Source organism: Collimonas rhizosphaerae (assembly GCF_038896935.1).
Classification (GTDB): Bacteria; Pseudomonadota; Gammaproteobacteria; order Burkholderiales; family Burkholderiaceae_D; genus Collimonas; species Collimonas rhizosphaerae.
The window spans coordinates 237,804-255,894 of record NZ_JBANDC010000001.1; the positions used below are offsets into that span (position 1 = coordinate 237,804).

Genomic DNA, 18,091 nt, shown 5'->3' on the forward strand with positions numbered 1-18,091 from the left:
CGTCAATAGAGGGTGGCTTTGACCCGCGCCGGCAGTTCGCGGTCGTAAGCATCGGCATCGAAACCACCGCTGCTCAGGCGTTTCAGCATGGCGCCAGGGCTGGGGAAGCTGGTGCGTTCAATATGCTGCGCGGGGTCCCACAGTTTCGAGCGCACCAGCGCTTTTGAACAATGGAAGTAGGCCGCTTCTATCTTGACGGTGATGACAGTGCGCGGCAACTTGCCATCCATCGCGAATTGCTGGAGCAGGGCCGGCTCCGCTGAAATCTCGGCGCGGCCGTTGACGCGCAGGGTTTCACCGATGCCGGGCACGATGAACAGCAGGGCGATGCGTGGATCGGCGATCAAGTTGCGCAGGGTGTCGATACGGTTGTTGCCGGGACGGTCGGGGATCGCCAGCGTACGGTCGTCGAGGATCTTGACGAAGCCCGGCGCATCTCCCTTGGGCGAGCAATCCATTCCTCCCGGACCGTGAGAGGAAAACACTACAAATGGCGAGGCTTTGACGAAGGACCGGTAGTCCTCGTTCAGATGATCGATTTCTTTCCACAAGGACCGCTCATGCGGTTTGCCGTAGATTTCCTCGAGCTGCTCGACGGTGGTAAGCATATCTGTTCCCGGACGTTGGTTTGACGCCGATTTTACCGGGAAACCATCGCCTTCGCAGGCCCCAATGGCGTCCATGGATAGCAGCCGCGTCGCCGCAATCGTCAGAACAGCAGGGTTGAGGCGTCTGCCTGCGCGCCGATCCAGGCGCAAGCGTCTTGTACCTCGGTACGCCTGGCTTCCGGATACACCAGGTAGAAGGCATAGTTGCTGAGCACCGGACCGAACGGCTGCACCAGCAAGCCGCTTTGCAATTCCGGCTCGATCAATGCCGTGCTCAGCAGGGCCACGCCTTGTCCGGCGATCGCCGCCGAGATGGCATGGCTTTCGTCCGAGAACACGATGCCGCCTTGGCTGTCCAGGCTGCTGAATTTGGCGCGCTTTGCCCAGGCGCGCCAGGTCGAGGCATTACGCAGCGAAGCCTGCCATTCGTTATGGATCAAGGTGTGCTTGAGCAGGTCCTTGGGTTTCTTCACTTTCAGCAAAGGACTGCAAACCGGCGCGATGCGGTCATCGAACAATTTTTCCGCCACCAGTCCCGGCCAGGAACCGAGGCCGTAGCGTATCGCGATATCCGCGGTATGGCCGTCCAGCGGCGCGATTTCCACTGAAGTGTGGAGCCGCAGGTCCTGTTCCGGATGCGCGTTCCTGAACGCGCCCAGCCTGGGCAACAGCCAGCGTGCTGCAAACGCCGGCGTAGTGGTGATGGTGAGCAGGCGCGCTGCATCGCGCAGCCGGATGCGGCCGATGGCTGCGGCAAACAGGTCGAAGCCGTCGCGCAGCGCCACATACAGTTCCGATCCGGCAGACGTCAGGCGTAATTGCCGGGGCAGGCGCTGGAACACGGCGACACCGAGGCTGTCTTCGAGGCGCCTGATCTGGTGGCTCACCGCAGTCGGCGTGACGGACAGTTCCGCCGCCGCAGACTTGATGCTCAGGTGGCGCGCCGCGGCCTCGAACGCTTTCAGCGCGGCGAGCGGAGGCAGGCGGCGTGCGGCCTGGTTATCCAATGGATGAGTTTTATTTTCCATGAACAGGCAAAATTTGTCGTTTGTCCAAAAAATATATGGGGATTACAGTTTATCCGGAAAGCTGATGCATGAATTTAATTCACAAAGGATAACTGAAATGACTACCTTGCTACACCTGGACGCCAGCGCGCGCGAAGGACAATCCGGCCTGCAGCCGCACGGCTCCCATACGCGCAGGCTGACGCATCGTTTCATCCAGCAGTGGCTGCAGCAGCGGCCAGGCGACCTGGTCCGCGTACGCGATGTCGGCCTCAATCCGCCGTCGCCGGTGAGCAGTGCATGGATACACGCCGCCTTTACCGCGCCTTCGTCGCGCGAAGACTGGATGCACAGGGCGCTGGCGGAAAGCGATACGCTGGTCGATGAAATCCTGGCGGCCGATATCCTGGTGCTAGGCGTGCCCATGTATAACTTCAACGTGCCGGCGCAATTCAAGTCCTGGATCGACAATATCGTCAGGGTGGGCCGCACCTTCGGCTTTGACCGCCAGCGCCAGGGCGAGCCTTACTGGCCGATGCTGAAGGATGCCGGCAAGCGCGCGGTGGTGCTGTCGTCCAGGGGCGACCACGGTTATGGGGCGGGGCAGAGGATCGCCGCCATGAACCATGTCGAGCCCAGCATCCGCAGCGCCTTGGCTTACATCGGCATTGATGAGCTGCACAGCATCGCGATTGAATACGATGAGTTCGGCGACGAGCGTCTCGCGGCGTCCATTGCTGCGGCAGAGGCGGAGGTCGACAGCCTGGCCGGGAGGATGGCAAGCGAGATCGGCCAGGTTGCAGGTTGCCGGCAGGCGCCCTCGATTGCGTTGTGACGGCGAGCATGATTGCTGCATAATAATTGCCGGTGCAAGGAGTGACGCCTTGCCGCAGAAAATAAAGGAAGTCCATGCAATTGTCGAAAGCGCAGATGAGCAACGCCATCCTGTATTCCCTCCTTCTGTTTGCCTCGTCCACAACAGCCGCCATGGCTCAAGACGGGCAAGCTGCGGCGCCGGCCTGCCTTACCGGAGCCTATCGGTCGCCTGCCGGCGAGATCGTGACGCTGACGCAGCGTCCGGGGTTTCCGGCCACTCTGCTGGCCAGCAGCTTCGACGGCCGTATCGGCGTCTTCGAGGCCGATGCGGAAAATGCCATGAGCGCGGCAGCAGATGCCAACGACCGGTCCAGGCTAGCGGGCCACTTGCGTTACGCCGGGTGCCAGGATAAGCCTGTCGTTTTCCAGTTCGAGGGTGGTCCGGAGCAGCAATGGTCGCGCCTGCCGTTGCGCATTACCCGCACCCGGTTCATGTCCGGTGTCCTCAGGCTGAATGGCGAATTGATCGAGCCTCTGACGCCTGTGGACAAGCCGCCGCTGTTCGTGCTGGTGCACGGCTCCGAATCGACCGCGGCGGTAGATGCAAGCAATCGCGCTTTCCTGATGGCGAGCCAGGGTATCGCCGCATTCGTGTTCGACAAGCGCGGCACCGGGCAGTCGGAAGGCGTCTATACCCAGGATTTCGTGAAGCTTGCGGATGATGTAGCAGCTGCCGTGGTCGAGGCGCGCCGGCTCAGCGCAGGGCGCGTCGGCCGCGTCGGCGTGGCCGGGTTCAGCCAGGGCGGCTGGGTGGCGCCGCTTGCGGCGACCAAGGCGCCGGTCGATTTCATGGTGGTGGGTTACGGTGTCATAGGCACGCCGATAGAGCAGGACCAGTGGCAGGTCGACTATCAGCTGCGTAACTTCGGTTACGGCGAGGATGTGGTCGGCAAGGCGCGTTCGCTGACGGCGCTGGCCGGCACGGTAGCGGCGTCGAATTTCCGCGCCGGCCTGCCGCAGCTGCAGCAAGCCAAAGGCAAATACGCAAGCGCGCCGTGGCTGGACAAGGTTGACGGCCAGTACACGGGCGAGCTGCTGCGCGGCGAAGTGGAAAGGGCGCGCGGTGAAAGTCCCGGCGTGATCTGGCATTACGATTCGGAGGCGGCCTTGCAGCGCCTTGCGATTCCACAGTTATGGATATTTGCGCAAGATGACTCGGTAGCGCCGAGTGCGCCGTCGATTGCGCGCCTGGAGCGTTTCAGGGTTAGCCGCAAAGCGATCGATATCGCTGTCTTTCCCGGTTCCGACCACGGTATAAGGACCTTTACGGCCAAGCCTGACGGCAGCCGCAAATATGGCGGTTATGCTGCGGGATACAACAGCCTGATGGCCGGCTGGATGAAGGGCCAGCCGCCGGCGCCTGACGCCCGGGACAAAATGCTCGGGGCGCAGGATTTCCGCTGAGGTCAGGCCTTGAACTTGTTCTTGAGGGCATCAAGTTTCGAGCTTGATGCGGCTTGTGCCGGGGTGTCGTCGGCCTCGGCGTCCTGCTCGTCGGCAAATTCGTCGGCGAGGTTTTTCCAGCCCTTGCTTGCCGCGAAGTCATTGAATTCTTCCGGCGCTTCCAGCACAATCAGCTTGTCATCTTGCAAACCAAGGTCGCCGTGGCCGAAATCCGGGCCGGCATAGCCGCTGCGGCGCAACTGGGCCAGGACCTGGGCGATCAGCACCTTGTCTTCGTACAGCCGGTCCTTGCCGACCGCTGCGGCGAAATCGACATAGACGTCGATGATGCCGTAACCTTCGTCGAAGATGCGGATTGCTTTAATGTTATGAGTACGCCCGGCAGCGTCGGTGACGCTGAATGGCCCGCTGAGTTGGATGTCGGTTTCGCTGTTCATCTGGGGAGGATACACCAAATGCGGCTGAACCTAAGGCCCTGGCTAGCGTCAGAACAGTGACATCAGGTGCGAATCACCGGTAGACTGACGGATAGCAAATTTGGTTGAGAGGCGCTGCAGCGTCCGCAGAGAGAGGTTCGCAAAACCGGCCCGAAGGAGACAAAATGCGTGATATCTCATACAACAGGTCGAACAGGTCGGCTGAGCAATTTTCCTGCGATCCCGCGGTGATTGAAAAATCGCACCAAAGATCGAGCGCCTACGGCCTGGGCCAGCACGACAAGCCGGACATCATGCCGCTGGACCGCAGCTCCCTGTCGCTGCTGCTGGAGCAGAACCGGGTCTTGCATACGCATGCCTTGCCGGTCATGGAAACTTTGTACGAGCAGATCGTCAACACCCATAACATGGTGATCCTGACCGACGCCAACGGCGTGATCGTGCACGCGCTGGGCGACGACGATTTCCTGGTCAAGGCCAATCGCGTGGCCCTGAATCCGGGCGTGGCCTGGTCCGAGCAAAGCAAGGGCACCAATGCGATCGGCACCGCCATCGCGGAGGGCGCGCCGACCACGGTGCATGCCGACGCCCATTATCTTTCAGCCAATCATTTCCTGACCTGTTCGGCAGCGCCGATTTTCGACTACCGGGGCAATATCCTCGGCGTGCTGGATGTCAGCGGCGACCGCGGCAGCTATCACAAGCACACCATGGCGCTGGTGCGCATGTCGGCGCAGATGATCGAGAACCAGTTGTTTACGGCGGCATTCGAGAATGCCGTCACGCTGCATTTCCATAGCCGGCCCGAATTCATCGGCACGCTGGTGGAAGGCATCGCCTGTTTCACCCCCGGCGGCCGTTTCCTGTCGGCCAACCGCAGCGCCTTGTTCCAGCTGGGTTTGTCGCAGGCGGCGTTGCAGTCGCATACCTTCAGCTCGCTGTTCGGCTTGCCGCTGTCGACCTTGTTCGACCACTACCGTGCTGCCGCTCCGGGCCTCCTCAGCCTGTGCCTGCACAGCGGCGTCAAGGTCTATGCCCGCGCTGAATTGAGGCTGGCCAACAGCGTGTTCCAGCATTACAGCGAACAGCCGCCCCTGCCGGCGGCTGCTGCGCCGAAAACGGCGCCGCGCCGCCTGTCCAGCTTGCGTTACCTAAATACCGGCGATCCGCACATGGCGACCCTGATCGGCAAGCTCGAGAAGGTGGCGGGGCGCGACATCCCGGTCCTGATTACCGGCGAGACCGGCACCGGCAAGGAATTGCTGGCGCAGGCGATCCATAACGACTCGCCGCGCAAGGACAATGCTTTCGTCGCCGTCAACTGTGCTTCGATTCCGGAAACGCTGATCGAATCAGAACTGTTCGGTTACGAAGAAGGGGCGTTTACCGGCGCCCGCAAAAAGGGCGGGAAGGGCAAGCTGTTGCAAGCCAACGGCGGTACGCTGTTCCTGGATGAGATCGGCGACATGCCGCTCGGCCTGCAAGCGCGCTTGTTGCGCGTGTTGCAGGAGCGGGTGGTGACGCCGCTGGGCAGCACCAAGGCGATCCCGGTCAACCTCGCGGTGATTTGCGCCACCAACCGCAACCTGCGCGAACTGATCGCGGCCAATCTGTTTCGTGAAGACCTGTATTATCGTTTGAACGGCCTGGTGGTCAAGCTGCCGGCCTTGCGCGAACGCAGCGATCTCGATGTCATCGTCGACCGGCTGCTGGCGGAAGCCGGCAGCGAGGACCGCAGCTGCAGCGTCGCGCCCGACATCATGGACCTGTTTCGCAGGCACAGCTGGCCGGGGAATTTCCGCCAGCTGAGCAACCTGCTGCGGACCGCGGTAGTCATGGCCGAGGATGGCGGACTGATCCGGCTGGAGCACCTGCCCGACGACTTCCTGGAGGATGTGCAGCCTCAGCAGCCGGCCGCGATTGCCGTGGCCCCGGATAGCGGCGCCGGTAGCCTGGAAGACCTGGCGCAGGCCGCAGTCAGGAAAGCCTTTGCCGCCAGCGGCGGCAACGTCTCCGCTACCGCCAAGGCGCTGGGAGTTTCGCGCAATACCGTGTATCGCAAATTGAACTTGCGTTAGAAGGTGAGTTAGAAGGTGACCGTGGCGACGACGGTGTCGGTATATGTCGTGGCGACACCGGTTTGTCCCGACGGCACGCGGGCATATATCGTCAGCGGCGTCGCCGTGCCTGTGGCGCTCACGGCTGCCGGCGCGGTGGCTGCGGTGTTGCCCCAGGTCGTGGTGCGTCCGGAATCCGAGAACAGCGAATAATTGAGATAGGTCGGCGTGCCGCCGCCGCTGGATACCCGCCGCAACGGTGCGGCGTCGGTGGAGCCAGTATTGGCGTTGGCGCCTTGCCCCAGCGTGATGACGGGCGCGGCGCCGGGAGTGCAGGTGGTGGTGACGCTGGCGGTCACGTCCTGGTTGGTCGTGGCGTTGGTCACGATCGGATCGTAGGTGGTGGTAAAGCCGACGGTGGCGATGCTGCAGTTGCTGGCGACGGTGACCGTGTTGGTCATGGTCGCGGTGGCTGTCGCGGCAAAAGCGCTGGCTGCGCTGCATGCCGATGCGGCAAGCAAGATCAAACCCTGAGTAGTATTTTTCATGACGAATCTCCCGATTGCCACTGCCTGGTTATCCGGTACGGACCACGCTTGACCTGCGTTTGCTAGCTGTATCTATAGCACATAAATTTCTTTATGGAAATATTTATTTGCCGATTCCAGCCATCTGCAACTTGCACGGCAAGGCCGTGCAAGTTGTCATCAAGGCATTACAGCGTTGGTAAAACCAGCGTCGATTGCTGGCCAGGGCTGAATTCAAAGCGCACGCCAAACCGTTCGCCCAGGTTCACCGGCGAAGCGTACAGGCTGTCGGCGGTATCCAGCACCACGCCGATGTGGTGGCCGGCCGGCACGTCATAGGCGGTAGCCGAGAACTCGATCGGGAAATCCACGGTCTGGCCAGGCGTTGCCCAGTGCAGGGTAGTGGCGCCATGAGTGATCAGGACCCCGGTGCCGATCGCATCCACGTCATACAGGTAGGCCACCACCTGGGCGCGCGCCTGCGACGGCGTGGCGCGCAAATTCAGCTTCGGGATGCCGCGGATTTTCTGCGTGGCGCTGAGCGCCGGCGCTTCGTAGCGGACGCCGGCAGCGAGGCTGACCGTGAGCAGTGAATTGATCACCGGCAGGTTGACGGTTTCGCCCAAGGTGGAGAGGATCGGGATCAGGCCGCTGCTGGCGGTAGTGTCGAACAGGTTCTGGATCAGGTCGGAGCCGGCGTTCTGGTTTGGCGTGGCAGAGATGTAGCCTTTGTCGCCTTTGCCGCAGAAGCAGCTGAGATCGAAACGGACTGCGCCGCGCGGCGCCAGGTAATAAGTCTTGTTGCTCAGTTCAGGAGCGGGCCAGGTGGCAAACGATTCGCGGCGGTCGCTGAACTTGATCTGCATGGAAACCTGCGGTTCGGTATCGACACCGTTTTTCTCGCCTTTCAGCCAGCGGTTGAACCAGCGGTGAGCCTGGTCGTAAGGATAGTTGGGAGCGCCCAGCAGGGCGCCGGTCAGTTCTGCCGAAGCGTGGATGCCGGCATTGAGCAGTATCTTCTTGGGCCCGGTCAGCGCAGCGAACATTGCCAGCGAAGAGTTCGGCGTGAACATGTCGTCCTGGAAGTTCTTGCTGAGGAACACAGGCGCGTTGCGCTTGTTGATGGCGGCGACATAAGTGGATGGCGAGCGCGGTTTTGCCCAGGCGGTGATTTCGGCAATCCTGGCGGCGCTGGTATTGGGGTCAAGCAGGGCCAGTATGTTCTGGTTCACCTCGGGCGCAGGGCGGCCGGTGACGCTGCCGGCCAGGCCGAGCACTGTGGCCCAGGTCAGGTTGGGCGAACCGGACGTGTACAGCTGGTCCGCCAGGGTGGCCCAGCCGGATAGCGCAACCGCGGTCTTGAAGCGCGGGTCTTGCCCGAGCGCGATCAGCGACAGTCCGGCGCCGTAGGAAATGCCGCTGGCGGCGACATTGTTGATATCGATAGGCGCATTCGCTTGCAGCCAGTCGAGCACCGACGAGACATCGCGCGCATCTTCCGGCGCGGCGACGTCTACCTGGCCTTCGGACAGGTAGAAGCCGCGCGCGGTATAGCTCGCCACGACATAACCGTCTTGCGCCAGCTTCTGCTGCTGGCCGATATATTCGACGCGGCCGGGCGCCGCCCAGCTGGCGATCATGACGATCGCGGGAAATTTCTGGTCGCTGCTGCTGCGTTTCGGCAGGAACAGGTTGGCCGCCAGTTTGGTGCCGTCGAAACTGGTGATGGTCATGGCGGGGATCCAGCAGGTGCCGTCGACGGGCGAGACGATCCCCGGCGATTGCATGGGAGTGGTGTAGCCGGCCGCTTCCGCCGCACTGGCGCTGCGGCACAGTTCGGCATTGGCGGCGGAGGAAGCCAGCCCTAGCGTCAGGATGATTCCGGACAGGGTAAGCAGAGACGAGATGCGCATGCGACGTTCTCCTGAATTTATGGTTGAATGTTTTGTGCCAAAACAAGGCGGGGGACTGGCAAGGTTTGAAGCAAGGAACTGCTGGATGATGATTGCTGCGGTAGTCAAGACTGCTTGCTTCGGGAAAGCGCGGAAAGCGAATGATCGTTATCTTGCGAGCCGTTTTCCCAAGGCGTTTGAGGCAGTGGAAAGTGCGTTAATGCATAAGTGAACGATCGTTCTTTTTCTGTCTTTTATTAACCCACGCATCGCGTTGCAGCATCAACGAAAAGATTAGAAGATAGCGACTAATGATCAATGTGCACTGGCGATAGCGAAAGAGAATCGGAGGACGGCGATGTTAAAACGGGTTGATGCGGGCGTTCTTAATGTTACCTACGAGGAGAGCGGCGACGCCGGCGGCCGCGCGGTTTTCCTGATGCATGGCTTTCCATACGATATCCACGCTTACGATGAAGTGAGTGCATTGCTGGCAGCGGCCGGCTGTCGCGTCATCGTGCCGTATTTGCGTGGCTACGGCCCGACCCGCTTCCTGTCGCCCGATACGCCGCGCTCCGGCCAGCAGGCCGCGCTCGCCCACGATCTGTTATCGCTGATGGATGCGCTGGCGATCCCCGATGCGGTGCTGGCCGGCTACGACTGGGGCGGCCGTGCCGCCTGCATCGTTGCCGCGCTGTGGCCGGCGCGCGTGCGCGGCCTGGTGTCGGCGGGCGGTTACAACATTCAGGATATCGCCGCATCGGCAGCGCCGCAGGCGCCGGAAAACGAATGGCGCTACTGGTACCAGTATTATTTCCATGGCGAGCGCGGCAGGGCCGGGCTGGCGCAAGACCGCTACGCATTTTGCAAACTGCTGTGGCGCCTTTGGTCGCCGAACTGGCGCTTTGACGAAGAGACCTACCGGCGCAGCGCCGCCTCTTTCGATAATCCCGATTTCGTCGATGTCGTCATCCATTCCTATCGCCACCGGTTTGGGCTGGCGCCAGGCGATCCTGCGTACGAGGACACCGAATCATTGCTGGCCGCGCAGCCGCAGATCAGCGTGCCGGCCATCGCGCTGGACGGCGGCGGCGACGGCGTCAGCCCGATCGGTGGTTCGGAAGGGCATGGCAGGTTTTTCAGCGGACCGTACCAGCGCCGGGTGATCCCGGTTGCCGGACACAACTTGCCGCAAGAAGCTGCGCAGGATTTTGCCGGTGCTATATTGGCGCTGCCCTGATCATTTTTTGAAAGGCTGCCTTATGCTGCGTCTGGTGCTGCTGCTGTTGGGTGTCGATTACTTGCGCGACCGCTGGCGCGGATTGCGGATCATCGGCTGGATATGGGCGGTCGCCGGGGTCGTGATTTTTGTCGACGCCCTGGATAATGCACTGTATTTCCCGATCAGTTTTTTCGCCTATTTCTTGCTGGCCGAAGGAATCGCGACGTTGGCGGTGGCGTGGACCGGGGTCGCCGGGCAGCGCATCTTGCGCAACATCAAAGGCGCGGCGTTTATCGTCGCCGCGCTGCTGATCCTGGCGGGGCACCATCACGGCAATTTCATCCTGTCGATGATTTTCGGCACGCTGTTCCTGGCGGACGGATTGCTGCAATCGATCTCGGCGGCGGTGGTGCGTTATCCGCGCTGGCGGCTGGCGTTCGCCGGCGGCATCGTCGAGTGCGGCATCGCGATCTTTTTCTACCAGCCTTATCCGACCCACTACGTAGGCACCGTGCCTTACTGCATCGGGCTGGGCCTGGCGTTCGGCGGCTGGCAGATGCTGCTGCTGGCGTACCGGGTGCGCCGCTTGTCGGCCAAGGCGACGGTCGAGTCGGTGCTGCAGAGGGCGGAGACCGGCTCGGCCCAGCAGTATGCGGGAGAGGCCGCCGAGAACGCCGCGCGGGAATGGGACGGGCCGCCCGCTGCCGGCGAAAAAGCCTTGACCGTCCATGTCTGGACGCCGGTCGGTTCGTCAAGGGCGCAGGCGCAGCGGCTGCCGATCATCGACCGTTATATTGCCGCGGTTGATTCGGAAGGCGTCATTTCAACCGGCCATGCGGCGCTTGAGACGCCCGAAGGCGTCTACATCAGCCTCTATCCCGGCGTTGAAATCGACAGGTCTCCGGATGAATTCGGGCGCCTGCTGCGGGCGACGCATGACAACGATGTGCCGGGACTGTTCCAGCCGGACTATCCGACCGAATCGCGCGCATGGTGCGAATCCACCGTCAAGGTCAGGATCAGGAACTATAGCGCGCAGCGGCTGGCGGCTTTCTGGGAGAGCTACAGGCAGGACAGCACCTATAACCTGACCTACCGCAATTGTTCGAGTTCGGTTGCGCGTGCGCTGGAAGCGGCGCTTGAGGGCGCGGCCGGCAGGATCCGCGGCGGCAACGGCTGGGGCGCTTTTGTACGGTTGTTCCTGACGCCGGAATTGTGGGTCGCCGCGCAGATCCGCAAGCGCGCCAAAACCATGGCGTGGACGCCGGGGCTGACCCTGGACTATGCGCGCGCCATGAGCATGCTGGCGGACCCGAGGCCGTTCGGCTGGCTGAAGATGGCGCGCCTGGCAGTGCGGACCATGTCGCGTTCGCGCCGGACATGGCGTCAGGAGCAGGCAAAGGCCAGGAGGCCAATGCCGGGCAATCAAGAAAACCTCTCTCCCTGAAAACCTGGCGCGGTTTACTGCCTACAGCCGGCTTGCCTCTATCTTGCCTAGCAGCCACTGCAGGCCGGCCAGGTGCTGCTGGTCGTGGCTGCACAGGTAGTGCGCCAGGCTGCGCAGCGTCAACCGGCCGTACCCTTCGAATTCGGCGCTGCGCCTGAACTGTTCCTGATCCAGGCCGGACAGCAGTTCAACCGTCTTGGCGCGCGCCGCGCGGAACGACATGAAAATTTCAGCCGGATCGGCGGCGGCGTAATTGCGTTCTCTGGCAAGGATGTCGCTGTCGATCGACGCCAGCAGCGGATTGGCTTCATCCAGGGTGCGCTGGAAGCGCAAGTGATAGCCGTCGATTTCGATGTCGCGCACATGGCAGATCTGTTCGATGGCGGTGAATGGTTCGCTTGGCACGCCTTCCCAGGACGCTGGCGCCCAGTGCCGGAACTCGGCGGGAATGGCGGCGTAGTGCGCTTCCAGCTGCGGCGGAAAAGCGGCGAGGGCGGCGATCGTGATAGGGTGCATTGCTGGTGTGCCGGGAGGTATGGGTTTTCGGACAGGCAATTATATGGCAGCGCCAAAAATGCGTTGCGGCGCCGCTGTTTTTTGCCATGCCGCTGTGCGGCCCGCATGTCCGGTCCCGGCTACGGGATCTTTCTTTTGTCGCCCAGGAACGACGACAGCAGGTCCATCGGCAGCGGGAATACCACCGTGGTGTTCTTGTCGGCGCCGATCACCGTCAGCGTTTCCAGGTAACGCAGCAGGATTGCCTGCGGCTCTTGCGCCAGGACATGGGCCGCCTGGTAGAGTTTCTCGGAAGCCTGCAGCTCGCCCTCTGCATGGATCACCTTGGCGCGCCGTTCGCGTTCTGCCTCGGCCTGGCGGGCGATGGCGCGTATCATCGATTCGGTCAGGTCGACCTGCTTGATCTCGACATTGGATACCTTGATGCCCCAGGAGTCGGTTTGCGCGTCGAGCGCCTGCTGGATGGCGAGGTTCAGTTTTTCGCGTTCGGCCAGCATGTCGTCCAGCTGATGTTTGCCCAGCACCGAGCGCAGCATGGTTTGCGACAGCTGGCTGGTGGCGTTGAAAAAGTTGGCGACTTCGACGATGGCCTTTTTCGGATCGACGACGCGGAAATACACCACGGCGTTTACCCGCACCGAGACGTTGTCGCGCGAGATGACGTCTTGTGTCGGCACCTCCAGCACGACGGTGCGCAGGTCGACCCGGACCAGCTGCTGGATTGCAGGAACCAGCAGCACCAGTCCCGGGCCCCTGACGCCGGAAAAGCGTCCGAGGGTGAACACTACGCAACGTTCGTATTCCCGGAAAATGTAAATTGCCGCGTTGAGCAGGATGAGCAGGACGAAGATGATTGCGGCTAGTCCGAACCAGGCGAAATTCCAGGGCATTTTGTGCCTCCTTCCTTGTCGAGGATGGCCTGCTCCGGCTGCCGCGTCACCGCGGGGCCGCGCCGACAGGCCATGCTTGCAGTATAGGTCACCGCACGCCACTTAAACATCTCCACGCTCATGAATCGCCGGCAGCCGCCATGGGCCGGGCTTTCTCATTTCATAACAAACCGGCCTCAGGCCGGGCGCCGCCTGAACCAGCCCGCAAGCGACATGCGGTCGCGCGTTGCGGGCAATACCTCATGCAGCATGTCGGCCGACAGGAACAGCACCAGGCGGCTGCCCAGCGGTGCAATGTCTTCGGTGCATTTTCCCAGCGGATGCAGGCGCAGGGCGCCGCCTTGTTCCGGCAGCCAGTCCTGGTTGAGGTAAATGACCACCGATACGGTGCGGCAATCGTCGTCGCGAAAGCGGTCCAGGTGGGCCTGGTAGCCGGCGCCCGGCGCGTAAAACGCGAAATGGCTTTCGTATTCGTCCAGCCCCAGGTAGAGCTCGCGGTTTAGCGTCACGCGCAAGTTTTCCATGATCTGCAGATAGCGGTCGCACGCCGGCGACTGTCCCGCTTGCAGCCAGAGGATACGATCGCCGCGGATGTCCGCGCGCAGCAATTGCGCCGCGCCTTTGCCTATGCCGGCCGGATTCAATGCGCCGCTGTCTGCCAGCACGCGGCATTCCGCGGCCAGTTCCAGCGTCAGCTCGGGCGACAGGAAAACATTGTGCTGCGACCAGCCGTGTTCGGCCAGGCCATCGGCCATGTGCGGCGGCAGCGCCGCGTTGGAATGCTCGGGGAAGGCAGGGGACTGCATCGCTACCACTCTTGGGAAACATGCTTTAACTGCAGATCGTCAATATTCCAGGAGCGCTGTTTCAACGATGCCGCCAAACGAATCCAGACCAGCGGATTGCGGGGCTAACCGATCCATCATAACACCGCGGCGGGCGCCGCGGAGACCGGTCCTCAGGTCTCGCTCCATTGCCGCATTAGGTTGTGGTAGCAGCCGATCAAGGTGCGGCGCGCCTGTTCGTCGGCGTTGGTCTGGTTCAGTTTCTGGATGGCGTTGTCCATGTCGAACAGCAGGCTGCGCTGGGCATCGTCGCGCACCAGGCTTTGCACCCAGAAGAAACAGGCGCTGCGCACGCCGCGCGTGATCGGGGTGACCTGATGCAGGCTGGTGGCCGGATAAACCACCATGTCGCCGGCCGCCAGTTTGACCGAGTGCATGCCGTAGCTGTCTTCAATCTGCAGCTCGCCGCCGTCATACGACGCCGGGTCCGACAGGAACAGGGTGGCGGAGATATCGGTGCGCAGCTTGCGGCCGTCATGCGGATGGATCCGCACGCTGCCGTCGACGTGGGCGCCGAAGGCCATGCCCTCGCCGTAGCGGTTGAACATCGGCGGGTAAACAGTATTCGGCAGCGCCGCGCTGATAAAGCGCGGGTGGCGCTCCAATGCCTCCAGGATGATCTGCTGGCATTGCAGCGCCACTTCGGAACGTTCGTCGATCTGCTGGTTGAACTTGACCGCCGCTCCCTGGTAGCCGGCCGTGACGCGGCCATCGATCCATGCCGCGCCGGCCTGGTCCAGCAGCTGGCGCACCGCGTCCAGCTGGCGGGCGTCGAGTACCTTGGGAATGGCGATCAGCATAGGCTTCTTCTCTTACATGCGATAGTTGAGCGACAGCATGGCGGTGCGGCCGCTGCCTGGCACCGAACGGCCGCCGTCGGACTGGATCAGCGCATCGTAATACATCTTGTTGGCCAGGTTGAACAGATTCAGGCGGATATCGTATTTCGGTTGCGTATACGCCACCGTTGCGTCCCAGCGCGTATAGCCGCCGACCTGCACGGTGTTGGTGGGGTTGGCGTAGCGTTCCGACATGTAAGTGGCGCCGCCGCCGATTTCCCAGTGCGGCGCGACCTTGTAGGTAGACCAGGTGGTCAGCGTATTCTTCGGTGTGTTGACCGGGATCTTGCCCAGCGTGCCGTCGAGCGCGGAAGACTGGATTACCTTGGCGTTCAGGTAGGTATAGCCGAGCGCGACTTGCCAGTCCTTGGTGATGTTGCCGACCGCGCCGGCGCGGGCGCCGTTGACCCTGACCGTGCCGTCCAGCTCATACACGCCGGTGCTGATCTGGCTGCGTGCGTTTTCCTTCTTGATCTGGAAGATGGCCGAGTTGAGCGACAGCCTGCCGTTGGCCAGGTCCCATTTGCCGCCCAGTTCGTAGGAACGGTTCTTTTCCGGGTCGAGGTTTTGCTGGCCGCTGGTGCCGGTCAGCTGTTCCAGCGACGGGTTGAACGAGGTGCCGTAGGACAGGTAGTAGGACTGCTCGGCGCTTGGCTGCCAGATCCCGCCCAGGCGCACGCTGGTGAAGTTGACGGTCTGCTGGGCCGAGGCGAGGGTGGTGTTCTTGGCGGCGGCCGGGGCATTGGTCGCGTTCAGCGAATTGGTGATGCTGGCGATGTAGCGGTCGAAGCGCAGGCCGCCGACCAGCTTGAACTGGTCGTTGAGCGTCACGGTGTCGTTGAGATAGGCGGCGATCGTGTTGGCGGAGCCGCCGGCGCGGTTGCCGGCCTGGCTGGCGACACTGCTGCCGGCTGCGCTGTAGCCTGGATTGACCAGCGGTACGCAGTCGTTATAACCGGCGACCGTCGAGGTCGGATTCAAGGCCTTGCCGTTGCAGCTGCCGTTGCGGTAGTAGCCCTGGTTGTCGTAGCCGTCATGGCCGAGCTCGAAGCCGGCCAGCAGCTCATGCTTGATGCTGCCGGTGCTGAGTTTGGCCGACAGTTCGGTCTGGTTGAAAATCGAATAGTCGCGAATGTCGCGGTCATGGCTCTGGCCGCGGACATACAGGCTGCTCAGGGGCAGCGCGCTGACTGCCGACGGCGTCAGCGCCGTAAAGCCGGCGGCGGAAACCGTGCCGACGGTGTTCGGCGCGGTTTCGACCGCGCTGGTGCGTACGTAATTGAATTGCGTCTGGTTGCGCAGCACGATGTCGGGCGTGATCTTGTGGCGCACGGTGGCGTTCAGCGACGCCACGTCCTGGTTGGTATGGTCGCTGTTGAGGCCGTAGGCGGTATTGCGGTCGACCGGCGCCGGATGCCCGTTGAGCGGCGGCAGGCCGTAGTCGGGCATGTCGTGGTTGTGCTGGACCAGGGCCGACAGGGTGATTTCGGTCGGGGTGCCGATGCCGAACACGTAAGAACCGGCCAGGCCGAAATCCTGGACATCGGTCTGGTCGCGCGTGGTGGCCTTGCCGTTTTGCGCCATTGCAGAGAGGCGGAACGCCGACGTATCCGACAGCGGGTGGTTGTAGTCGGCGGTGGTGCGGACCAGGCCGTTGGTGGTGGCCGACGCCGAGACTTCAGTGGAGGCGTGCAGATTGGCTTTTTTTGTCACCTGGTTGATCACGCCGCCGGTGGAGCCGCGGCCGAACAGCATCGACGACGGGCCCATCAGCACTTCGACCTGGTCGATGGCGAAAGTGTCGCGATAATACTGGCCGCGATCGCGGAAGCCGTCCAGGTAGATGTCGGTGCGCGCGGAAAAGCCGTTCAGGTTGATATTGTTGCCGATCTGGCCGCCTTCGGCGCCGCCCAGGGTGATGCCTGCCACGTTGCGCAGGGCGTCGGCCAGCGAAGTCGCGCCTTGCGACTGCATCAGCGCCTTGTTCACCACTACCACCGATTGCGGCACGTCATGCAGGTCGGCCGCCAATTTCGTGAGGGAAGTCGCGTTGGCGTTGAAATCGCCGCGGCTGCCTGCTACCACCACTTCCTGCAAGCTGGTCTCTGGTTTCGGGGCGGGGGTTTGTTGTGCGTACAAGGGCAGGGGAGCGGCGAACACTGCGACCAGGGCAGCGGCAATCGGGTTAAGGCGGATCATTGTTTTAGTTATCAAAGGTTTGGCTTCAGGAAAGAAGCAGAAATTTTGGCTGGCTAATACGGCTATCCCCGTTTTGCTGGCTGTCAGGTATTGCAAATATTACAAATCAGGTACTGCAAATGAGAGTGATTATGTAATCGATTCTTATTTAGAGTTAATTGGCGACGCAATTATAAATGAGTCCTAACGTAAATTAATAGTCGGGAATTGTAAGAAGCACTTTATAGCAACAGTTTTCCGGCTCTTCCATTGTTCTTTTAAGGGATATATCAAGGCGCCAATTATTGATGTGAGATCAAATATCATTTGAGCATATATGTATTTTTCGCAATAAAAAATGCGTGCACAGTACGTCTTTCGCTAACCGGCGTAAATGTCGGCCGTTATGCCCGCGTCATACCAGCCGACTCGCACTGTCTCTTTCAAAGGAATTCCATGACTACCAGCATCCCCAACATCGGCCTCGGCACTTTCCGTCTGCAAGGCCAGGTGGTGATCGACTCGGTCCGCACCGGCATCGAAGTCGGTTATCGCCATATCGATACCGCGCAGATCTACGGCAACGAGGCCGAAGTCGGCCAGGCGATCGCCGCCAGCGGCATCGCCCGCGACGAACTGTTCGTCACCACCAAGATCTGGATCGACAACCTGGCGCCCGGCAAGCTGATCCCGAGCCTGAAGGAAAGCCTGCGCAAGCTGCGCCTGGAGCAGCTGGACCTGACCTTGATCCACTGGCCGTCGCCGAAGGATGCGATCCCGGTCGCGGACTACATGGCGGCCCTGGCCGAAGCCAAGGCGGCGGGCCTGACCAGGCTGACCGGCGTTTCCAATTTCACCAATGCCCAGCTGGCGCAGGCCATTGCAGCCGTCGGCGCCGCCGAGATCGCGACCCAGCAGGTCGAGATCCATCCGTTCCTGCAAAACCGCAAGGTGGCTGGATTTGCCCGCAGCCAGGGCATCCATGTCACGGCTTACATGCCGCTGGCGTATGGCAAGGTGATGCAGGAACCGGTGATTGTCCGCATCGCCGAGCGGCACCGGGTCAATCCGGCGCAGATCGCGCTGGCCTGGGCTTTGCAGCAGGGTTTTGCCGTGATCCCGTCGTCGACCAAGCGCGCCAACCTGGAACACAACCTGAAGCTGCAAGGCATCGTGCTGTCGGCGGACGACATGGCGCAGATCGCCACGCTGGAACGCAATGAACGCCTGGCCAATCCGGAAGGCTTGGCTCCTGCCTGGGATTGAATCATGTCATCTGCCCTGTCTGCATTGGGCGCCGGCGGTTTCAGTGCCGGCGCAATGGCTTGATCGATCAGCTGGCGGCG

17 protein-coding genes are annotated in these 18,091 nt (G+C 61.9%); 7 read left to right on the forward strand and 10 right to left on the reverse strand.

Translation table 11 applies throughout. The features are described from left to right. Positions 1-2: 2 nt before the first annotated feature. Together V8G57_RS01140 and gcvA are read right to left on the reverse strand one after the other, a co-directional pair. Positions 3-608 carry a pyridoxamine 5'-phosphate oxidase family protein gene (locus tag V8G57_RS01140; protein ID WP_342827840.1) on the reverse strand — a complete coding sequence of 202 codons (606 nt, stop codon included), beginning with the start codon at positions 606-608 and terminating at the stop codon, positions 3-5. A 101-nt stretch (positions 609-709) separates the two neighbouring features. After that, positions 710-1,636, reverse strand: coding sequence for a transcriptional regulator GcvA (gene gcvA / locus V8G57_RS01145; protein ID WP_342827841.1), 927 nt, complete (start codon positions 1,634-1,636; stop codon positions 710-712). Positions 1,637-1,733: 97 nt separating this feature from the next. Here gcvA and V8G57_RS01150 point away from each other — a divergent pair, with 97 nt between their 5' ends. Both V8G57_RS01150 and V8G57_RS01155 read left to right on the forward strand, forming a co-directional pair. Continuing rightward, positions 1,734-2,450, forward strand: a complete 717-nt coding sequence (locus V8G57_RS01150; protein WP_342827842.1) for an FMN-dependent NADH-azoreductase — start codon at positions 1,734-1,736, stop codon at positions 2,448-2,450. 74 nt (positions 2,451-2,524) lie between these two features. Continuing rightward, on the forward strand, positions 2,525-3,895 hold the full coding sequence (locus tag V8G57_RS01155) for an alpha/beta hydrolase family protein (RefSeq protein WP_342827843.1): 1,371 nt from the start codon (positions 2,525-2,527) through the stop codon (positions 3,893-3,895). A gap of 2 nt (positions 3,896-3,897) precedes the next feature. Here V8G57_RS01155 and V8G57_RS01160 read toward each other — a convergent pair whose 3' ends face one another. Then, positions 3,898-4,332, reverse strand: a complete 435-nt coding sequence (locus V8G57_RS01160) for a hypothetical protein (protein WP_092391936.1) — start codon at positions 4,330-4,332, stop codon at positions 3,898-3,900. Positions 4,333-4,496: 164 nt separating this feature from the next. Between V8G57_RS01160 and V8G57_RS01165 the strand changes: the two genes are divergently transcribed. Then, positions 4,497-6,410, forward strand: coding sequence for a sigma-54-dependent Fis family transcriptional regulator (locus V8G57_RS01165; RefSeq protein WP_342827844.1), 1,914 nt, complete (start codon positions 4,497-4,499; stop codon positions 6,408-6,410). Positions 6,411-6,418: 8 nt separating this feature from the next. On the opposite strand, the gene V8G57_RS01170 is transcribed toward V8G57_RS01165, so the two are convergent. Together V8G57_RS01170 and V8G57_RS01175 are read right to left on the reverse strand one after the other, a co-directional pair. Further along, the gene (locus V8G57_RS01170; protein ID WP_342827845.1) at positions 6,419-6,937 is read right to left on the reverse strand and encodes a spore coat protein U domain-containing protein; all 519 of its coding nucleotides are present in this window, start codon (positions 6,935-6,937) and stop codon (positions 6,419-6,421) included. A gap of 167 nt (positions 6,938-7,104) precedes the next feature. Continuing rightward, positions 7,105-8,829, reverse strand: coding sequence for a CocE/NonD family hydrolase (locus tag V8G57_RS01175; protein WP_342827846.1), 1,725 nt, complete (start codon positions 8,827-8,829; stop codon positions 7,105-7,107). Between V8G57_RS01175 and V8G57_RS01180 the strand changes: the two genes are divergently transcribed. The 3 genes from V8G57_RS01180 to V8G57_RS01190 all read left to right on the forward strand — a co-directional run bounded on the left by V8G57_RS01180 (position 8,828) and on the right by V8G57_RS01190 (position 11,477). Beyond that, on the forward strand, positions 8,828-9,040 hold the full coding sequence (locus V8G57_RS01180; RefSeq protein WP_139219954.1) for a hypothetical protein: 213 nt from the start codon (positions 8,828-8,830) through the stop codon (positions 9,038-9,040). The genes V8G57_RS01175 and V8G57_RS01180 overlap by 2 nt on opposite strands. 126 nt (positions 9,041-9,166) lie before the next feature. Next, positions 9,167-10,048, forward strand: a complete 882-nt coding sequence (locus V8G57_RS01185; protein WP_342827847.1) for an alpha/beta fold hydrolase — start codon at positions 9,167-9,169, stop codon at positions 10,046-10,048. Positions 10,049-10,070: 22 nt separating this feature from the next. After that, positions 10,071-11,477 (forward strand): HdeD family acid-resistance protein, encoded by a 1,407-nt coding sequence (locus V8G57_RS01190; protein ID WP_342827848.1) that lies wholly within the window; start codon positions 10,071-10,073, stop codon positions 11,475-11,477. Between the two features lie 21 nt (positions 11,478-11,498). Here V8G57_RS01190 and V8G57_RS01195 read toward each other — a convergent pair whose 3' ends face one another. The 5 genes from V8G57_RS01195 to V8G57_RS01215 form a co-directional block, all read right to left on the reverse strand. Further along, positions 11,499-11,993 (reverse strand): DinB family protein, encoded by a 495-nt coding sequence (locus V8G57_RS01195; protein ID WP_144736065.1) that lies wholly within the window; start codon positions 11,991-11,993, stop codon positions 11,499-11,501. Positions 11,994-12,112: 119 nt separating this feature from the next. Then, positions 12,113-12,883, reverse strand: coding sequence for a slipin family protein (locus V8G57_RS01200; protein WP_342827849.1), 771 nt, complete (start codon positions 12,881-12,883; stop codon positions 12,113-12,115). Between the two features lie 176 nt (positions 12,884-13,059). Continuing rightward, positions 13,060-13,689: a 2OG-Fe(II) oxygenase gene (locus V8G57_RS01205; RefSeq protein ID WP_342827850.1), complete on the reverse strand. Its 630-nt coding sequence runs from the start codon at positions 13,687-13,689 to the stop codon at positions 13,060-13,062. Positions 13,690-13,841: 152 nt separating this feature from the next. Further along, complete coding sequence (locus tag V8G57_RS01210) at positions 13,842-14,528, reverse strand: Fe2+-dependent dioxygenase (protein WP_092391952.1); 687 nt, start codon at positions 14,526-14,528, stop codon at positions 13,842-13,844. A gap of 12 nt (positions 14,529-14,540) precedes the next feature. After that, on the reverse strand, positions 14,541-16,766 hold the full coding sequence (locus V8G57_RS01215; RefSeq protein WP_342828052.1) for a TonB-dependent receptor: 2,226 nt from the start codon (positions 16,764-16,766) through the stop codon (positions 14,541-14,543). Between the two features lie 435 nt (positions 16,767-17,201). Between V8G57_RS01215 and dkgB the strand changes: the two genes are divergently transcribed. Then, positions 17,202-18,011, forward strand: a complete 810-nt coding sequence (dkgB, locus tag V8G57_RS01220) for a 2,5-didehydrogluconate reductase DkgB (RefSeq protein WP_342827851.1) — start codon at positions 17,202-17,204, stop codon at positions 18,009-18,011. Positions 18,012-18,091 lie beyond the last annotated feature (80 nt).